Source organism: Burkholderia sp. AU19243 (assembly GCF_018148075.1).
GTDB classification, from domain to species: Bacteria; Pseudomonadota; Gammaproteobacteria; order Burkholderiales; family Burkholderiaceae; genus Burkholderia; species Burkholderia latens_A.
The window spans coordinates 188,383-202,568 of record NZ_JAGSTV010000008.1 but is presented as its reverse complement, the minus strand read 5'-3'; the positions used below and the strand labels follow the sequence as shown (position 1 = coordinate 202,568).

12 protein-coding genes are annotated in these 14,186 nt (G+C 67.1%); 6 read left to right on the top strand and 6 right to left on the bottom strand.

Annotated features, from left to right (window positions below; all coding sequences use genetic code 11):
- Positions 1-37 precede the first annotated feature (37 nt).
- Together hpnH and ispH are read right to left on the bottom strand one after the other, a co-directional pair.
- Positions 38-1,198 carry an adenosyl-hopene transferase HpnH gene (gene hpnH / locus KDW55_RS17415; protein WP_040138877.1) on the bottom strand — a complete coding sequence of 387 codons (1,161 nt, stop codon included), beginning with the start codon at positions 1,196-1,198 and terminating at the stop codon, positions 38-40.
- 12 nt (positions 1,199-1,210) lie between these two features.
- The gene (gene ispH, locus KDW55_RS17410) at positions 1,211-2,152 is read right to left on the bottom strand and encodes a 4-hydroxy-3-methylbut-2-enyl diphosphate reductase (RefSeq protein ID WP_040138876.1); all 942 of its coding nucleotides are present in this window, start codon (positions 2,150-2,152) and stop codon (positions 1,211-1,213) included.
- 430 nt (positions 2,153-2,582) lie between these two features.
- Here ispH and KDW55_RS17405 point away from each other — a divergent pair, with 430 nt between their 5' ends.
- Complete coding sequence (locus KDW55_RS17405; protein ID WP_212198002.1) at positions 2,583-3,770, top strand: glycosyltransferase; 1,188 nt, start codon at positions 2,583-2,585, stop codon at positions 3,768-3,770.
- A gap of 104 nt (positions 3,771-3,874) precedes the next feature.
- On the opposite strand, the gene KDW55_RS17400 is transcribed toward KDW55_RS17405, so the two are convergent.
- Positions 3,875-5,302 (bottom strand): phage tail protein, encoded by a 1,428-nt coding sequence (locus KDW55_RS17400; protein WP_209825325.1) that lies wholly within the window; start codon positions 5,300-5,302, stop codon positions 3,875-3,877.
- A 108-nt stretch (positions 5,303-5,410) separates the two neighbouring features.
- Positions 5,411-6,418 (bottom strand): hopanoid-associated sugar epimerase, encoded by a 1,008-nt coding sequence (gene hpnA / locus KDW55_RS17395; RefSeq protein WP_040138874.1) that lies wholly within the window; start codon positions 6,416-6,418, stop codon positions 5,411-5,413.
- Positions 6,419-6,675: 257 nt separating this feature from the next.
- Between hpnA and KDW55_RS17390 the strand changes: the two genes are divergently transcribed.
- The 3 genes from KDW55_RS17390 to KDW55_RS17380 all read left to right on the top strand — a co-directional run bounded on the left by KDW55_RS17390 (position 6,676) and on the right by KDW55_RS17380 (position 9,406).
- Positions 6,676-6,972 carry an acylphosphatase gene (locus KDW55_RS17390; RefSeq protein ID WP_040140867.1) on the top strand — a complete coding sequence of 99 codons (297 nt, stop codon included), beginning with the start codon at positions 6,676-6,678 and terminating at the stop codon, positions 6,970-6,972.
- Positions 6,973-6,984: 12 nt separating this feature from the next.
- Positions 6,985-7,884, top strand: a complete 900-nt coding sequence (rarD, locus tag KDW55_RS17385) for an EamA family transporter RarD (RefSeq protein ID WP_040138873.1) — start codon at positions 6,985-6,987, stop codon at positions 7,882-7,884.
- 397 nt (positions 7,885-8,281) lie between these two features.
- Positions 8,282-9,406: an OpgC domain-containing protein gene (locus KDW55_RS17380; RefSeq protein ID WP_209822055.1), complete on the top strand. Its 1,125-nt coding sequence runs from the start codon at positions 8,282-8,284 to the stop codon at positions 9,404-9,406.
- A gap of 53 nt (positions 9,407-9,459) precedes the next feature.
- On the opposite strand, the gene KDW55_RS17375 is transcribed toward KDW55_RS17380, so the two are convergent.
- Both KDW55_RS17375 and KDW55_RS17370 read right to left on the bottom strand, forming a co-directional pair.
- Positions 9,460-9,666, bottom strand: a complete 207-nt coding sequence (locus tag KDW55_RS17375) for a hypothetical protein (RefSeq protein WP_212161397.1) — start codon at positions 9,664-9,666, stop codon at positions 9,460-9,462.
- 120 nt (positions 9,667-9,786) lie between these two features.
- On the bottom strand, positions 9,787-11,310 hold the full coding sequence (locus tag KDW55_RS17370; protein ID WP_040138870.1) for an oligopeptide:H+ symporter: 1,524 nt from the start codon (positions 11,308-11,310) through the stop codon (positions 9,787-9,789).
- 498 nt (positions 11,311-11,808) lie between these two features.
- On the opposite strand from KDW55_RS17370, the gene KDW55_RS17365 reads away from it, so the two are divergent.
- Complete coding sequence (locus KDW55_RS17365) at positions 11,809-12,387, top strand: cupin domain-containing protein (RefSeq protein ID WP_040138869.1); 579 nt, start codon at positions 11,809-11,811, stop codon at positions 12,385-12,387.
- Positions 12,388-12,565: 178 nt separating this feature from the next.
- Positions 12,566-14,179, top strand: coding sequence for a peptide ABC transporter substrate-binding protein (locus KDW55_RS17360; protein WP_040138868.1), 1,614 nt, complete (start codon positions 12,566-12,568; stop codon positions 14,177-14,179).
- Positions 14,180-14,186 lie beyond the last annotated feature (7 nt).

Below are 14,186 nucleotides of genomic sequence, written 5' to 3'. Positions count from 1 at the left end.
GACGCAGAGGCGCGAGCCTCTGCGCGGCGAAACCCGCTTAAGCCGCCGCTGCCGGCTTCGCCGGCTTCTGCAGCTTGCCCTTGCCGGCGCGCTGGATTTCCTCGAGCTTGATTTCGACGTGGCGCGAGAACACGTACTCGGCCGGGCGCTGGTTCGCGATCGAGATATCCGGTGCGAACGGGCCGTCGGTCTTGATGCCCTTCTTGCTCACGCGCAGCGCCTTCAGCGGATGCGCGATCGTGTCCATCACCGCGGTGGCTTCGAAGCCGCAGTGGACCATGCAGTCCGCGCACTTCTCGTAGTTGCCGACGCCGTAGTTGTCCCAGTTCGTGTCTTCCATCAGTTCCTTGAAGGTCTTCACGTAACCTTCGCCGACCAGATAGCACGGCTTCTGCCAGCCGAACACGGTGCGCGCCGGGTTGCCCCACGGCGTGCACTTGTACGTCTGGTTGCCGGCCAGGAAGTCGAGGAACAGCGACGACTGGCTGAACGACCAGCGCTTGCCGCCTTCGCCACGCTTCAGGATCTCGCGGAACAGGTTCTTCGTCTTGTCGCGGTTCAGGAAGTGCTGCTGATCCGGCGCGCGCTCGTACGCATAGCCAGGCGACACCGTGATGCCGTCGACGCCGATCGGCTTCAGCGTATCGAAGAACTTCGCGACGCGCTCGGGGATCGCATCGTTGAACAGCGTGCAGTTGATGTTCACGCGGAAGCCGCGGCGCTTCGCTTCCTTGATCGCCGCGACCGCCTTGTCGTACACGCCTTCCTGCGACACCGAGTGGTCGTGCATCTCCTTGTCGCCGTCGAGGTGGACGGACCAAACGAAGTACGGATTCGGCTCGTAGTCGTCCATCTTCTTTTCCATCAGGAGCGCGTTCGTGCACAGGTACACGAATTTCTTGCGCTTCATGATGCCCTTGACGATCTCCGGCATCTCCTTGTGGAGCAGCGGCTCGCCGCCGGCGATCGACACGATCGGCGCGCCGCACTCGTCGACGGCTTCCAGGCATTCCTGGACGGACAGGCGCTGGTTCAGGATCGGGTCCGGATAGTCGATCTTGCCGCAGCCGTTACAGGCGAGGTTGCAGCGGAACAGCGGCTCGAGCATCAGCGCGAGCGGATAGCGTTTGTTGCCGGACAGGTGTTGGCGCATGATGTATGCGCCGACGCGGACTTGCTGGAGCAGCGGAATAGACAAGAGATGTCCTCCTTAAACTTCGCGGGCGACAGCTTGCGTAAGCTTCGCCGGCAACTTGAATTCGACTTTTTCTTCACGGCCCGCCATCGTCGTGACCTCGACGGGCCCCAGCGCGCGCAGCGCGCCGATCACATCCTCAACCATTTCCTCGGGTGCCGACGCGCCGGCGGTCAGGCCGACCGTCTGCACGCCCGCGAACCATTCGGCCTTCACTTCCGAGCCGTCGGCGACCAGATAGCTCGGCACGCCGCTTTCGGTGCCGATCTCGCGCAGGCGGTTCGAGTTCGAGCTGTTCGTCGCACCGACGACCAGCAGCACGTCGACCTGGCCGCTCAGTTCGCGCACGGCGGCCTGGCGGTTCTGCGTCGCGTAGCAGATGTCGCGCGTGTCCGGGCCGACGATGTCGGTGAACCGGCGCTGCAGCGCTTCGATGATGCCGCGCGTGTCGTCGACCGACAGCGTCGTCTGCGTGACGTATGCGACCGGCGTGTCGACCGGCAGCGTCAGCGTATCGACTTCCGCCTCGCTCTGCACGAGGATGACCTCGGCCGGGATCTGGCCGATCGTGCCCTCGACTTCCGGATGGCCCGCGTGGCCGATCAGGATCAGCCGGCGGCCCGACGCGACGTACTGGCGGCCCTGCACGTGCACTTTCGTGACGAGCGGGCACGTGGCGTCCAGCACGTCGAGCCCGCGCGTCTCGGCGTCGCGCTCGACCGTCTGGGCGACCCCGTGCGCGCTGAAGATCGCGACAGCGCCATGCGGCACCTCGTCGAGCTCCTCAACGAATCGTGCCCCTTTATTACGCAGATTTTCGACGACATGCCGGTTATGCACGATCTCGTGACGCACATAGACCGGCGCGCCGTGCTGTTGCAGCGCGCGATCGACGATTTCGATCGCACGGACAACCCCCGCACAAAAGCCGCGGGGCTGGGCAAGGATGACTCGCATAAGTGAGCGAACTCCGACGACAGACGCCGGGGTTCGAGGAGCTGGCATCGCTCGCTCGCCCCGGCTTGATGTTATGAAGGCAGGAACGAACCGGCCAGGCCAGGCCCCGGAACCCCGAATTAATCGCGCATTTTAACCCTATCGCGCCGTCCGTGCTCTGGTGCCGTTTCGGCCGTGTTGCATTCGGCGCAGAGCCGTGTCGGCGCTCGTGTGCGCGGAACCCGGTAAACTGCGCGGTTTCGCGGGCAGCCGGTCCGGCCGCCTGCCGTCGCGCTTCATTTCAAGGCCACTCGATGACCGTCGATTTTTACGCGTATTGCCCTGCCGCGTATGCGGTTTTGGTTGTTTTAAATCCGACCCTTATTCAGACCGAACGCGTTGGCGCCCGATGCCGCGCGGCCCGCTGCGGGATCCGCCAGGAGGCCGGCCGATGATGCTTGCCATGACTTTTCTGGTGTCCGGCCTGTCGTTGCTGATCTGGATCGTGCTGCTCGTCGCGCGCGGCGGCTTCTGGCGCGCGCGGCCGGCGGGGGCGCTGCCGCCGCAGGCGCGCGGCGCCGCGGCCGAAGCCGGCTGGCCGGCCGTCGTCGCCGTCGTGCCGGCGCGCAACGAGGTCGACGTGATCGGCGCCGCGGCGACGTCGCTGCTCGAGCAGGACTATCCGGGCGAATTTCACCTGATCATCGTCGACGACCACAGCGACGACGGCACCGCCGACGCCGCGCGCGCGGCGGCGCTCGCGATCAACCGCGCGGACCGCCTCACGGTGCTGTCGGCGAAGCCGCTGCCGGCCGGCTGGTCGGGCAAGGTGTGGGCGCAGTCGCAGGGCATCGCGGCGGTGCGCACGCTCGGCCTGCCCGCCGATTACCTGCTGCTGACGGATGCCGACATCGGACATCCGCCCGACGCCGTGACGCAGCTCGTCACGCGTGCGCAGGCCGAGCAGCGCGATCTCGTGTCGCTGATGGTGCGGCTGCGCTGCGATTCGTTCTGGGAAAAGGCGCTGATTCCCGCGTTCGTGTTCTTCTTCGCGAAGCTTTATCCGTTCTCGTGGATCAACAATCCGCGCAACCGGACGGCCGGCGCCGCCGGCGGCTGCATGCTGGTCAAGCGCAGCGCGCTCGAGGAGGCGGGCGGCATCGAGTCGATTCGCGGCGCGCTGATCGACGACTGCAGCCTCGCTGCGCAGATCAAGCATCGCGGCAGCGGCCGTCATCCGATCCGGCTCGACCTGGCCGAGGGCAGCGTGTCGCTGCGTCCGTACGACAGCTGGCGCGACATCTGGAACATGATCGCGCGCACCGCGTTCACGCAGCTGCACTATTCGCCGCTGCTGCTCGCGGGCACGCTGCTCGGGATGACGATCATCTATCTCGTGCCGCCCGTGGCCGCGCTCGCGTACGGCGCGCGCGCGTGGCCGGCGTGGCTCGCATGGGCGTCGATGTGCACCGCGTATGCGCCGATGCTGCGTTATTACCGCCGCTCGCCGCTGTGGGCGCCCGCGCTGCCGCTCGTCGCGCTGTTCTACGTTGGCGCGACCTTCGCGTCGGCGTGGCGCTATTGGCGCGGCAAGGGCGGTCAGTGGAAGGCGCGCGTGCAGGCGCCCGTCGAGCGCTGAATAACGCCGGCGGATGCCGGCCGCTTGCCTGGCTCCGCAAAGCAAAAAGCCCGATCGGTTGCAAGACCGATCGGGCTTTTTGCTTTTTGTACGCTGCCGCGCGCTTACCGCTGCGTCAGCATCATGTACATCTGGATCACGACGTCCGGCGAGAACGTGAACGGCACCCAGCCGTAGCCGGTATGGCGCGCCACCAGCAGGCGATCGCCGTTCGACTGCTTCTGCACGGCCATCATCGGGTTTTTCGTCGTCACGAAGCGCCAGCCCGCCGGGATGCCCGGCGGCGGTTCCGGCTGCATCGACGCGCGCGCGTGCGCGAGTTCCTCGATCAGCTGGCCCAGTTGTTCCGGATGCAGCGTGATCGATTGCCCGTTGATGCTCAGCGTCAGTTCGTTCTGCGACGGGCGCGCGACCTGCAGCGTCGACTTTTCGGCGGGCGCGTCCGCTGCGTCGGCGGGCGCGGCGACTTCGCTCGCGGCGCCGGTGTCGGCGGCGCTCGTCGCGACGACGTCGGTGACCGCGTCGGCCGATGCAGCGGCGGCTTGTTCGGCTGGTGCAGGTTCAGGCAGGTTCGTCGCCGGATCCGCGGCCGTCTCGACAGCCGGTGCGACGACTTCGGCGGCGACTGCGGTTGTGGTCCCCGCACCTGCCACGCTTGCCGTGTGCGTTGCCGCGTCTTTCACAACCGCTTCGACCAGCGCTTCCGCGTCGGCGATCGCCTTCGCATGACGCTCGGCGGCCGCTTCGGCCTGCGCGATCGCCTCGGTGTGACGTTGCTTGACGGCTTCGGCCTCCGCGGTCGCGTCCGCGTGGCGTTGCGCGGCCGCTTCGGCTTGCGCGATCGCTTCGGTGTGACGGCGCGCGATCGCTTCCGCTTCGGCGGTGGCTTCCGCGTGGCGCTGGGCGGCTGCCTCGGCGTCGGCGATCGCCTGGGTATGCCGCTGCGCGAGTGCCTCGGCTTCGGCGATCGCGGCTGCGTGGCGCTGCGTCGCGGCCTCGGCCTCGGCGGTGGCTTCCGCGTGGCGCTTCGCGGCGGCTTCCGCCGCCGCTGCGGCTGCCGCATGGCGCTGCGCGGCCGCGTCGGCCTCGACGGCGGCCGCGTGATGACGTTGCGCGGCTGCCTCGGCTTCGGCGATCGCGGCGGCATGGCGCTGCGACGCCGCTTCCGCATCGGCGTGACGCTGCGCGAGCGCTTCGGTCAGCGCGGTTGCTTCGGCGTGCCGCTGGACCGCGGCCTCGGCCTGCGCGGCGGCTTCGTTGTGGCGTTGGGCGGCGGCTTCGGCCGCGGCGGTGGCGTCCGCGTGGCGCTGCTGCGCGGCTTCGGCGTCGGCGGCTGCGGCCGTGTGGCGCTGCGCGGCGGCTTGTGCTTCGGCTTCGGCGGCCGCGTGACGCGCGGCTGCGGCCTGGGCTTCTGCGGCAGCGGCGCGCGCGAACGCTTCAGCGCTGCGTGCCGCCTGCTGCGCGGCGTGGTGATCGTGGAGGAGCTGATCGACGCCCGCGTTGAGCGAATCGATCTGATCGTTCAGGTTCATGCGTGTCTTCTCTGCGTAAGACCCGCGATTTTAACCGCTGCGCCGGTGGCGGTCCGTCAGCGACGTGTAACAAAGTGCGCAAAGCAGCGCGCCTCACGCCGCTTTGTGTTATTTCAGGTAGCCCGCCGAGCCGAACCAGTCGAGCGCGTCGCGCAACCCGTCGCGATACGGACGCGCGCGGTAGCCGAGTTCGCGTTCGGCCTTCGCCGATGTGAAATACATCTTGTTCTTCGACATCCGCAGCCCGTCGACGGTCACGAACGGTTCCTTCTTCGTGAACTTCGCGACGGCCTCCGCGCCGAGCGCGAGCGGATAGAGCGGCCAGCGCGGCAGCGCGATCGTCGGCGCCTTGCGGCCCGTCATCTGCGCGATGTCGGCGAGCATCTGCTGCAGCGGCAAGTTCTCGCCGCCGAGGATGTAGCGCTCGCCGATCCGGCCGCGCTCGAGCGCGAGGAAGTGGCCGTGCGCGACGTCGTCGACGTGCACCAGGTTCAACCCCGTATCGACGAACGCCGGGATCTTGCCGAGCGCCGCTTCGACGATGATGCGGCCGGTCGGCGTCGGCTTCACGTCGCGCGGGCCGATCGGCGTCGACGGGTTGACGATTACGGCCGGCAGCCCTTCGTCGGCAATCATCCGCTCGACCGCGCGTTCGGCCAGCACCTTGCTGCGCTTGTAGACGCCGATTGCCTGCTCGGCGGTCAGCGGCCGGTTCTCGTCGGACGGGTCGCCCGCGCTCGTGACCTTCAGCGTCGCGACGCTGCTCGTGTAGACGATCCGCTCGACGCCTTCCGCGCGTGCGGCGCGCATGGTCGCGACCGCGCCCTCGAGGTTCGCACGCTCGATTTCGTCAGGATCCGGTGCCCACAGCCGGTAGTCGGCCGCCACGTGCAGCAGGTAGCGCACGCCGCGCAGCGCGGCGCGCATCGATTGCTCGTCGCGCATGTCGCCGGTGACGATCTCTGCGTCGAGATCCGCGACGTTCGTGCGCGGGCTGGTCGGGCGCACCAGCACGCGCACCGCATAGCCCTTTTGCTGCGCGATGCGTGCGACGGCCGAGCCGACGAAACCGGACGCGCCGGTGACGAGAACGAGATCGCGGGTGGTATCAGTCATGCGTTTCCTTCAGGGCCGCGCAGCGCGGCGGTTGTGCGTCGGCGAGATTGTACGTGGTCGGCGCGCGCGGCGACGCGAGCGGCTTGCTCCGCCACGCACGGGCCGGCAGGCAGCCGACCGATGCCGCGCACCGGCGCGACGGCCGCCTCGCGCCATGGCGCTTGCGCACGGCCGGGGGCCTGCCGGCCCGTGTGAGAAGCGGCCGACGCGACTACAATGCCGGGCTTGAATGGAATGCACGACGGGAGGGCGACGCGATGAGCCGCAATGAACTGGACGAACGGATCGAGACCTACTACGTGCGGGTGCGCGGTGTCGTGCAGGGCGTCGGTTTCCGTCACGCGACGGTGCGCGAGGCGCATGCGCTGAAGCTGCGCGGCTGGGTCGCGAATCTCGAGGACGGCAGCGTCGAGGCGATGATCCAGGGCCCCGGCGCGCAGATCGACCGGATGCTCGCGTGGCTGCGCCACGGGCCGCCGTCAGCGCGCGTGACCGAAGTCACGTTCGAGGAGCGCCAGATCGAAAAGCGCTTCGAGCGCTTCCAGCAGCAGTAAGGCCAAAAAAACATGACGGGGTATCCGGAGGCGGGGCGCGGGATCGCGCTGTCGGTGATCGCATCGACGCTGTTTGCACTGATGTCCGCATACGCGAAGCTGCTCGCGCCGCTCACCGGGCTCGACATTTTCGCGTGGCGCATCGTATGGACGGCGCCGGGCGCACTCGCGCTGATCGCGCTCCGCGGCCGCTGGCCGGCCCTCGTCGAACTCGTGCGGCGCAGTGCGCGCGACTGGCGCTTGCTGGCCGCGCTGCCCGCAAGCGCGGCACTGCTCGGCCTGCAGCTGTGGCTGTTCCTGTGGGCGCCGCTGCATGGGCGCATGCTCGAAGTGTCGCTCGGTTACTTCCTGCTGCCGCTGACGATGGTGCTCGTCGGCCGCTTCTACTATCACGAGCGCCTCGATCCGCTGCAGTGGATGGCCGTCGCCTGCGCGGCGCTCGGCGTCGCGCACGAAGTGTGGGCGACGCGCGCGTTCGCGTGGCCCACGCTCGTCGTCGCGCTCGGCTATCCGCCGTATTTCGTGCTTCGCCGCCGGATCAACGCGGATTCGCTGGCCGCCTTCGCGCTTGAAATCGCGCTGCTGTGCCCGGTTGCGCTGGCGATGGTGTCGGCGAGCCCGACGCCGGTCGCGGATCATCCGCTGCTGTGGGCCGCGCTGCTGCCGGGGCTCGGCGTGCTCAGCACGCTCGCGCTGGCGAGCTATCTGAAGGCGAGCCGAATGCTGCCGATGGCGCTGTTCGGCATCCTCGGCTACGTCGAGCCGGTGCTGCTCGTCGCGGTGTCGCTGCTGCTGCTCGGCGAGACGCTGAGCGTCGCGCAGCTCGCCACCTACGGTCCGATCTGGATCGCGGTCGCATTGACCGCGTGGCACAGCGCGATGCTGATGCGGCGTCTGCCCGCGCGCAGCTGAGTGCCGCCGCGCACGCCTCGAGCGCGGCAGCCATGCGTTGCGGAACCGGCCGCGCTTCGCGCATTTTCGCGCACACCGATCGCGACGCTGGCGCCGGCCTGGCATCGCGCTGACGCCGGTCTGGCTGTGCCGCCAATTCTGTTTCACCGGCGTCACCGCCGTAATCGAACAGAAGATTCCGTTGCACTTTGTTACTTAGGGTATCCCCGAGCGGGCCGCTAGACTGATCCGACCGTCTTCTCTTCGTATGCAGCCTTTCCATGAACGGTCATCTCCGCGCCCGGCCGGCCGGGTTGGCGCGATACGGGCATACGCGTATCGCGACTGACCGCGCCCGCCTTCTCCGTTCCGGATTTTCCCGCGGTGCATGCCGCACCGACGTCGTGCAGGTGCGGCCATGTCGGTGAACGCATCGCCTGCCGTCCAGCCTCCGTCCGGACGTGGCGGCCGCCTGATCGAAGTCGATTTCTTTCGCGGCGTCGTGCTGCTGATGATCGTCGTCGATCACATCGGCGCGAGCGTGCTGTCGCGCGTGACGCTGCACACCTTCGCGCTGTGCGACGCGGCCGAAGTATTCGTGTTTCTCGGCGGCTTCGCGACCGCGAGCGCGTACGGCGCGATCGCCGACCGTCACGGCGCGCGCGCCGCGCAGCGCCGCTTCGTGCGCCGTGCGATGCAGATCTACCGCGCGTTTCTCGCGACGTCGACGCTGATGCTCGTCGTTTCCGCCGTGCTCGACCATTACGGGATCGACGCGCCGAACCTCGCGCTCGACGACGTCAGCGTAATGCTTGCGTCGCCGCTCACGGGCGCGGCGGAACTGCTGACGTTCCAGCGCCAGCCGTACCTCGCGTCGGTGCTGCCGATGTACGTGCTGTTCGCGCTCGCGTCGCCGGTGATCGTGCCGTTCGCACGCCGCCATCCGTGGCTGCTCGTCGCATTCAGCGCGTCGTCGTGGCTCGCGGCCGGCTGGCTCGGCCCCGAGCTGCTGGACACCGATTCGTTCCGCTGGAGCTTCAATCCGTTCGCGTGGCAGCTGATGTTCGTCGCCGGCGTGCTCGCGCGCTGCCAGCCGTTCTACCGGCACGTCGCGCTCGGCCGCTGGGGCGCCGCGGCAACCGGCGTCGCATGTGCGATCGTGCTCGGCTGTGCGAGCTACAAGCTGTTCTCGGGCTTGCCGGTGCCGGAGGGCATGCTCAAGCGCGATCTTGCGCTGCCGCGCATCGTGAGCTTCGCCGCGGTCGCATGGCTGATGGCCGACTGCGTGCGTTACGGCTGGATCGCGCGCGTCGCGCGGGCCGTGCAGCCCGTGGTCGCGGTCGGCCGGCGTGGATTGATCTGCTTCGTCGCGGGCGCGGCGATTTCGCTCGTCATCGATTCGCTGCTGCACCCGGTCGCGAACGGCGCGCAGCTGCGGCACATCGGCGTGGGCCTTGCGGCCGACGCATGTGCGGTCGGGCTGATGATGGCCGTGGCCGGTTCGGGAACCTGGTTTGCGCGCTGGCGCGGCGCGCCCGCGTGAGCGGGGGGAACGGCGCAGCCGATGAGTGCACGCGGCGCGCGGCGCCGCGGTGGTCAGTGAGGTGAGCCGATACGGGAGCGCGGAACGGTAGTCGCGTCGTCGGGTTCGGTGTCGTCGCGTTCGTCGGACTTCGGATCGTCCTGCTGCGCGAGCACCGCGTCGGCTTCGGCCGCGGCCCGGGCGGCGCGCATCGCGGTACAGCGCTGCGCGTGCCGGATGTCCGACAGAATCCTCAATAGCCGAGTCGTCTTGTTTTTCATGATCTTCTCCCGCCAGTGCGCATCGCGACGGAGCGGATGCGCCGTTGCAACCAGTGTAGGACGTGCTGGCCGCGCCGGCGGGAGAATGTGGCGTGCACGCCGCACGCCGAGGGATAGTACTTACTGCGCCGACGCGATTGCCTGCGCCTGCACCGCTTCTTCTTCGCGGCGCTCTTCCGCGCAGCGCTGATGCTGGCGCGACAGGCGGTTCATCATCGGCAGCAGCAGCAGCGCGAGCAGCATGCCGATCGCGGCGAGCCAGCCGAGCTTTTCGAACAGCGACAGGTAGAGCGGCAGCGACTCGGTGGCCGGCAGTTCGTGCGACGGCATCTGCGCGAAGTTCGCGACGACGCTGCCGAGATACTGCGACACACCCGTCGCGACGAAATACGCGCCCATCATGAAGCCGCTCATGCGCGCCGGCACGTAGCGGGCGATCATCGCGAGGCCGAGGCCGCTCACCAGCAGTTCGCCGAGCGAGTAGAGGCCGTAGCCCCACACCATGAACCACGACGACACGCGGCCGTCCACCGCGTAGCGGCCGCTGATCGTGAACACCAGGTAGCCCGCGGCGACCGCGCCGAAACCGAGCGCGTACTTCGCGGCGACCGGGAGGTCGCGGCCGCTCTTCGACACCGCGTTGTAGATCCACACGAGCACCGGGCTCAGCATCATGATCCAGATCGGGTTGAGCGCCTGGAACTGCGCGGCGCTCCACGTGAACAGCGTCGTGCCGAACAGGATGAAGCGCGGATCGACGTTGCGCAGCGCGAACAGCGTCAGCGACGTCGACATCTGCACGTAGAAGATGAAGAACAGGATCACCTGGCCGATCAGCACGAGCGCCGCGATCAGGCCCGCGCGCTCGGAACGTTCCGACTTCGCGATCATGTACGCGAAGATCGCCAGGATCGCGAACGCCGCCGTCCACACGCTCGCGACCGCGAGCTGCTTGTGCTGCAGCACGTACAGCGTGACCAGCGCGAGCGCGACACCGCCCGCCGCCACGGCGCCGAGGCGCTTCCAGCGGATCGGTTCGTCGTCCGGCTGCGAGCCGATGTGCGCGAGCGTGCGGTGCATCAGCATGAAGTTCAGGATCGCGAGCAGCATGCCGGCGCAGCAGACCGCGAACGCGGTGTGCCAGCCCCAGTGATCCTTGATCCACGGCGTCGCGAGCATCGACACGGTCGAGCCGATGTTGACCGCCATGTAGTAGATCGTGAACGCGCTGTCGATGCGCGCATCGTCGCCCTCGTAGATGCGGCGCACGAGGTTCGCCGCGTTGGCTTTGAACAGGCCGTTGCCGACGACGATCACGCCGAGCGATGCGTACATGTACGCAAGCGCGTCGTTCGGCACCGCCAGCATCAGGTAGCCGGCACACAGAACGGCCGCGCCGATAATCATCGTGCGACGGGCGCCGAGCACCTTGTCGCCGATCCAGCCGCCGATCGACGGCGACGCGTAGACGAGCGCAGTGAACGCGCCCCACGTCAGGTTCGCATGGCTGTCGGTGAAACCGAGCCGGTCGACCATGAACAGGACCAGAAGCGCGGCCATACCGTAGTAGCCGAAGCGCTCCCACATTTCGATGAGGAAGACCGTCGTAAACGATCGGGTTTGTGAAACAGGTGCGTGCATCATCAATCTCGTTTGAAACGGACGGCGCGGATCGCGCGTCGCCTGGGGGTCGAACTGGCGCCGGAGCACGGTGGCCGGGTAGGCTTGGCGTCGGCGATGGAGCTGTCGGGCGGGTTAGCCCGGGCCGGGGTCTGACTCCGCCTCGAAAGGCGGGGCGAGGCCCCGACCGGCGCGCGAGTGGTAACGTTTGCCGGTCCGGTGCGTCAGGTCCGCGCCACTCAGGGAAACTCCCGATATGGCAGCAGCTTTCAGGAACATTCGTCTCATCATTTACTTGTAAGCTTCGCACCCGTTCTCCGCAAATTCCCGGAGAGCCGCTTGCAGCTTGCCTGTGAAGCCGGCGAGTCTGGCAAGATAGCGCGTCGTTTCGCTCGCTTCGGGCCCTGTTTAGTGCACCGGGCTCAATGCCGAAGACGTGCGCGAACCCGAAGATTAAGCCATCTCGAATTAACTTAGTTACTTTCCATCAAACATTTTTTGACGACCACTTTTCGGCCTGCTATGGTTCCCCCCACTGAAAACTCGCGAGCGGCAGACGCTGCCGCACTCGGAAGCAAGATTCGCGCGTTGCGCCAACGACTGAAGCGCACGCTCGACGACACCGCTACCGCCGCGGGGATTTCGAAGCCGTTTCTGTCTCAAGTCGAACGCGGGCTCGCGTCGCCGTCGCTGACGTCGCTGGCCGGTATCGCCCAGGCGCTCGGTGTGACGGTGCAGTATTTCGTGGATACGCCGAGCGAAGAACGCTCGGTCTGCAGAGGCGAGCAATTGCGCTTCTTCGGATTCGCCGATTCGGCGAACCTGTTCGCGAGACTGACGAACGTGTCCGAAGGGCGTCAGCTCGAGGCGATCCTCGTGCGGATGCCGCCGGGGCAGAAACGGTCGGAGGTAACGACACATGCCGGAGAGGAGTTCCTGTATGTGATTGAAGGGGAAGTGTCGCTGACGCTGGAAGGCAAGACGTTCGTCCTGCAGGCCGGCGACAGTTCGCACTATCAGTCGACGGTCCCGCACAGCTGGGTCAACACCGCGAAGATCGAATCGGTGGTGGTCTGGGTCGGCACGCCAAGGCTGTTCTAACGCACGGGTATTCCTTCGTTTCCGCGACGGAATATCTGTCGAAAGAAACGTAAGGAATACTAAGATGCAATACGAGAATCACGGGCCTCCTCAATCGCTGTACCCGTCAGCGTCTCACGCGTAAGTCGCGGCATTCGCCGCGCGACGCCCACCGAACAACTTTCTCAAGATCGCCACGATGAAATCCTTGCATGCCATGTCGGCCGTGCTGGCCGCGCTCGCCCTGACGACGCCCGCCGCACACGCCGTGACCGTTCCGTCGAACGTCGCGCTCGCTGCGCAACAGGACCTGACGCGCCAGGTTCCTGCCGAAGTCGAGTCGCTCGACCCCGCGCACATCGAGTCGTGGACGGGCAACACGATCGGCCTCGACCTGTTCGAAGGGCTCGCGCGCATCGACGCGGCCGGCCAGGTCGTGCCGGGTGTCGCGCTATCGTGGGAGCGCAAGACGCCGCAGACGTGGATTTTCAAGCTGCGCCACGATGCGAAGTGGAGCAACGGCCAGCCGGTGACGGCCGCCGATTTCGTCTATTCGTGGCAACGCCTCGTCGATCCGAAGACCGGCTCGAAGTACACGATCCTCGTCGAGTTCATCAAGAACTCGAAGGACATCATCGCCGGCAAGGCCGCGCCGACGACGCTCGGCGTGCGCGCGGTCGATCCGTACACGCTCGAAGTGACGACCGACGTGCCCGTCGCGTTCTTCCCCGAGCTGACCGCGATGGCGCCGCTCGCGCCGGTGAACAAGGACACCGTCGCGAAATTCGGCGACGCCTGGACGCGCCCCGGCAACATCGTCAGCAACGGCGCGTATCAGCTCGTCGACTGGCAGCCGAACAACCGCATCGTCGCGACGAAGGACGCGAAGTACTGGAATGCGTCGAAGGTCGTGATCAACAAGGTCACGTACCTGCCGATCGAAAGCGACGAAACCGCGATGCGCATGTACCAGGCCGGCCAGATCGACTACAGCTACTCGATTCCGTCGGGCATCTTCCAGCAGGTCAGCAAGCAGTTCGGCAGCGAACTGCGTCCGGGCCTGCAGCTCGCGACCTACTACTACTACCTGAACAACAGCGACGCCGCGCTGAAGGACAAGCGCGTGCGCCAGGCGCTGTCGATGGTCATCGATCGCGACGTGCTCACGTCGAAGCTCACGCAGGCCGGCGAGAAGCCGATGTACGGGCTGATGCCGAACGGCACGAAGGGCGTGCAGCCGTTCACGCCGGAATGGGCGTCGTGGCCGATGGCCAAGCGCGTCGCGACCGCCAAGGACCTGCTGAAGCAGGCCGGCTATTCGGACGCGAAACCGCTGTCGTTCACGCTCACGTACAACACCAACGACCTGCACAAGAAGGTCGCGCTGTTCGCCGCATCGGAATGGCGCACGAAGCTCGGCATCAACACGAAGCTCGAGAACGTCGAGTTCAAGGTGCTGATGAAGGAGCGCCATGACGGCAAGGTGCAGATCGCGCGCGACGGCTGGTTCGCCGACTACAACGACGCGATGACTTTCTTCGACCTGATCCGCTGCGGCAGCTCGCAGAACACCGTCGGCTACTGCAACAAGCAGATGGACGCGCTCGTCGAGGAAGGCAACCAGAAGCTCGACGACAAGGCGCGCACGGCGCTGCTCACGCAGGCGCACGACATGGCGATGAACGACACGCCGATGGTGCCGCTGTTCCAGTACTCGGCCGACCGCCTCGTGAAGCCGTACGTCGGCGGCTACTCGCTGAAGAACGTGATCGACATGCGTGCTTCGCAGGACATGTACCTGATCAAGCACTGAGCGGAGC

Bases quoted from the DNA above. Each gene is read 5' to 3' on its own strand.
- KDW55_RS17400 (WP_209825325.1), bottom strand. From the start codon at position 5,302: ATGAACCTGAACGATCAGATCGATTCGCTCAACGCGGGCGTCGATCAG.
- rarD (WP_040138873.1), top strand. From the start codon at position 6,985: ATGACGGGGTATCCGGAGGCGGGGCGCGGGATCGCGCTGTCGGTGATC.
- hpnA (WP_040138874.1), bottom strand. From the start codon at position 6,418: ATGACTGATACCACCCGCGATCTCGTTCTCGTCACCGGCGCGTCCGGT.
- KDW55_RS17390 (WP_040140867.1), top strand. From the start codon at position 6,676: ATGAGCCGCAATGAACTGGACGAACGGATCGAGACCTACTACGTGCGG.
- KDW55_RS17365 (WP_040138869.1), top strand. From the start codon at position 11,809: ATGGTTCCCCCCACTGAAAACTCGCGAGCGGCAGACGCTGCCGCACTC.
- KDW55_RS17375 (WP_212161397.1), bottom strand. From the start codon at position 9,666: ATGAAAAACAAGACGACTCGGCTATTGAGGATTCTGTCGGACATCCGG.
- ispH (WP_040138876.1), bottom strand. From the start codon at position 2,152: ATGCGAGTCATCCTTGCCCAGCCCCGCGGCTTTTGTGCGGGGGTTGTC.
- KDW55_RS17360 (WP_040138868.1), top strand. From the start codon at position 12,566: ATGAAATCCTTGCATGCCATGTCGGCCGTGCTGGCCGCGCTCGCCCTG.
- KDW55_RS17370 (WP_040138870.1), bottom strand. From the start codon at position 11,310: ATGATGCACGCACCTGTTTCACAAACCCGATCGTTTACGACGGTCTTC.
- KDW55_RS17405 (WP_212198002.1), top strand. From the start codon at position 2,583: ATGATGCTTGCCATGACTTTTCTGGTGTCCGGCCTGTCGTTGCTGATC.
- KDW55_RS17380 (WP_209822055.1), top strand. From the start codon at position 8,282: ATGTCGGTGAACGCATCGCCTGCCGTCCAGCCTCCGTCCGGACGTGGC.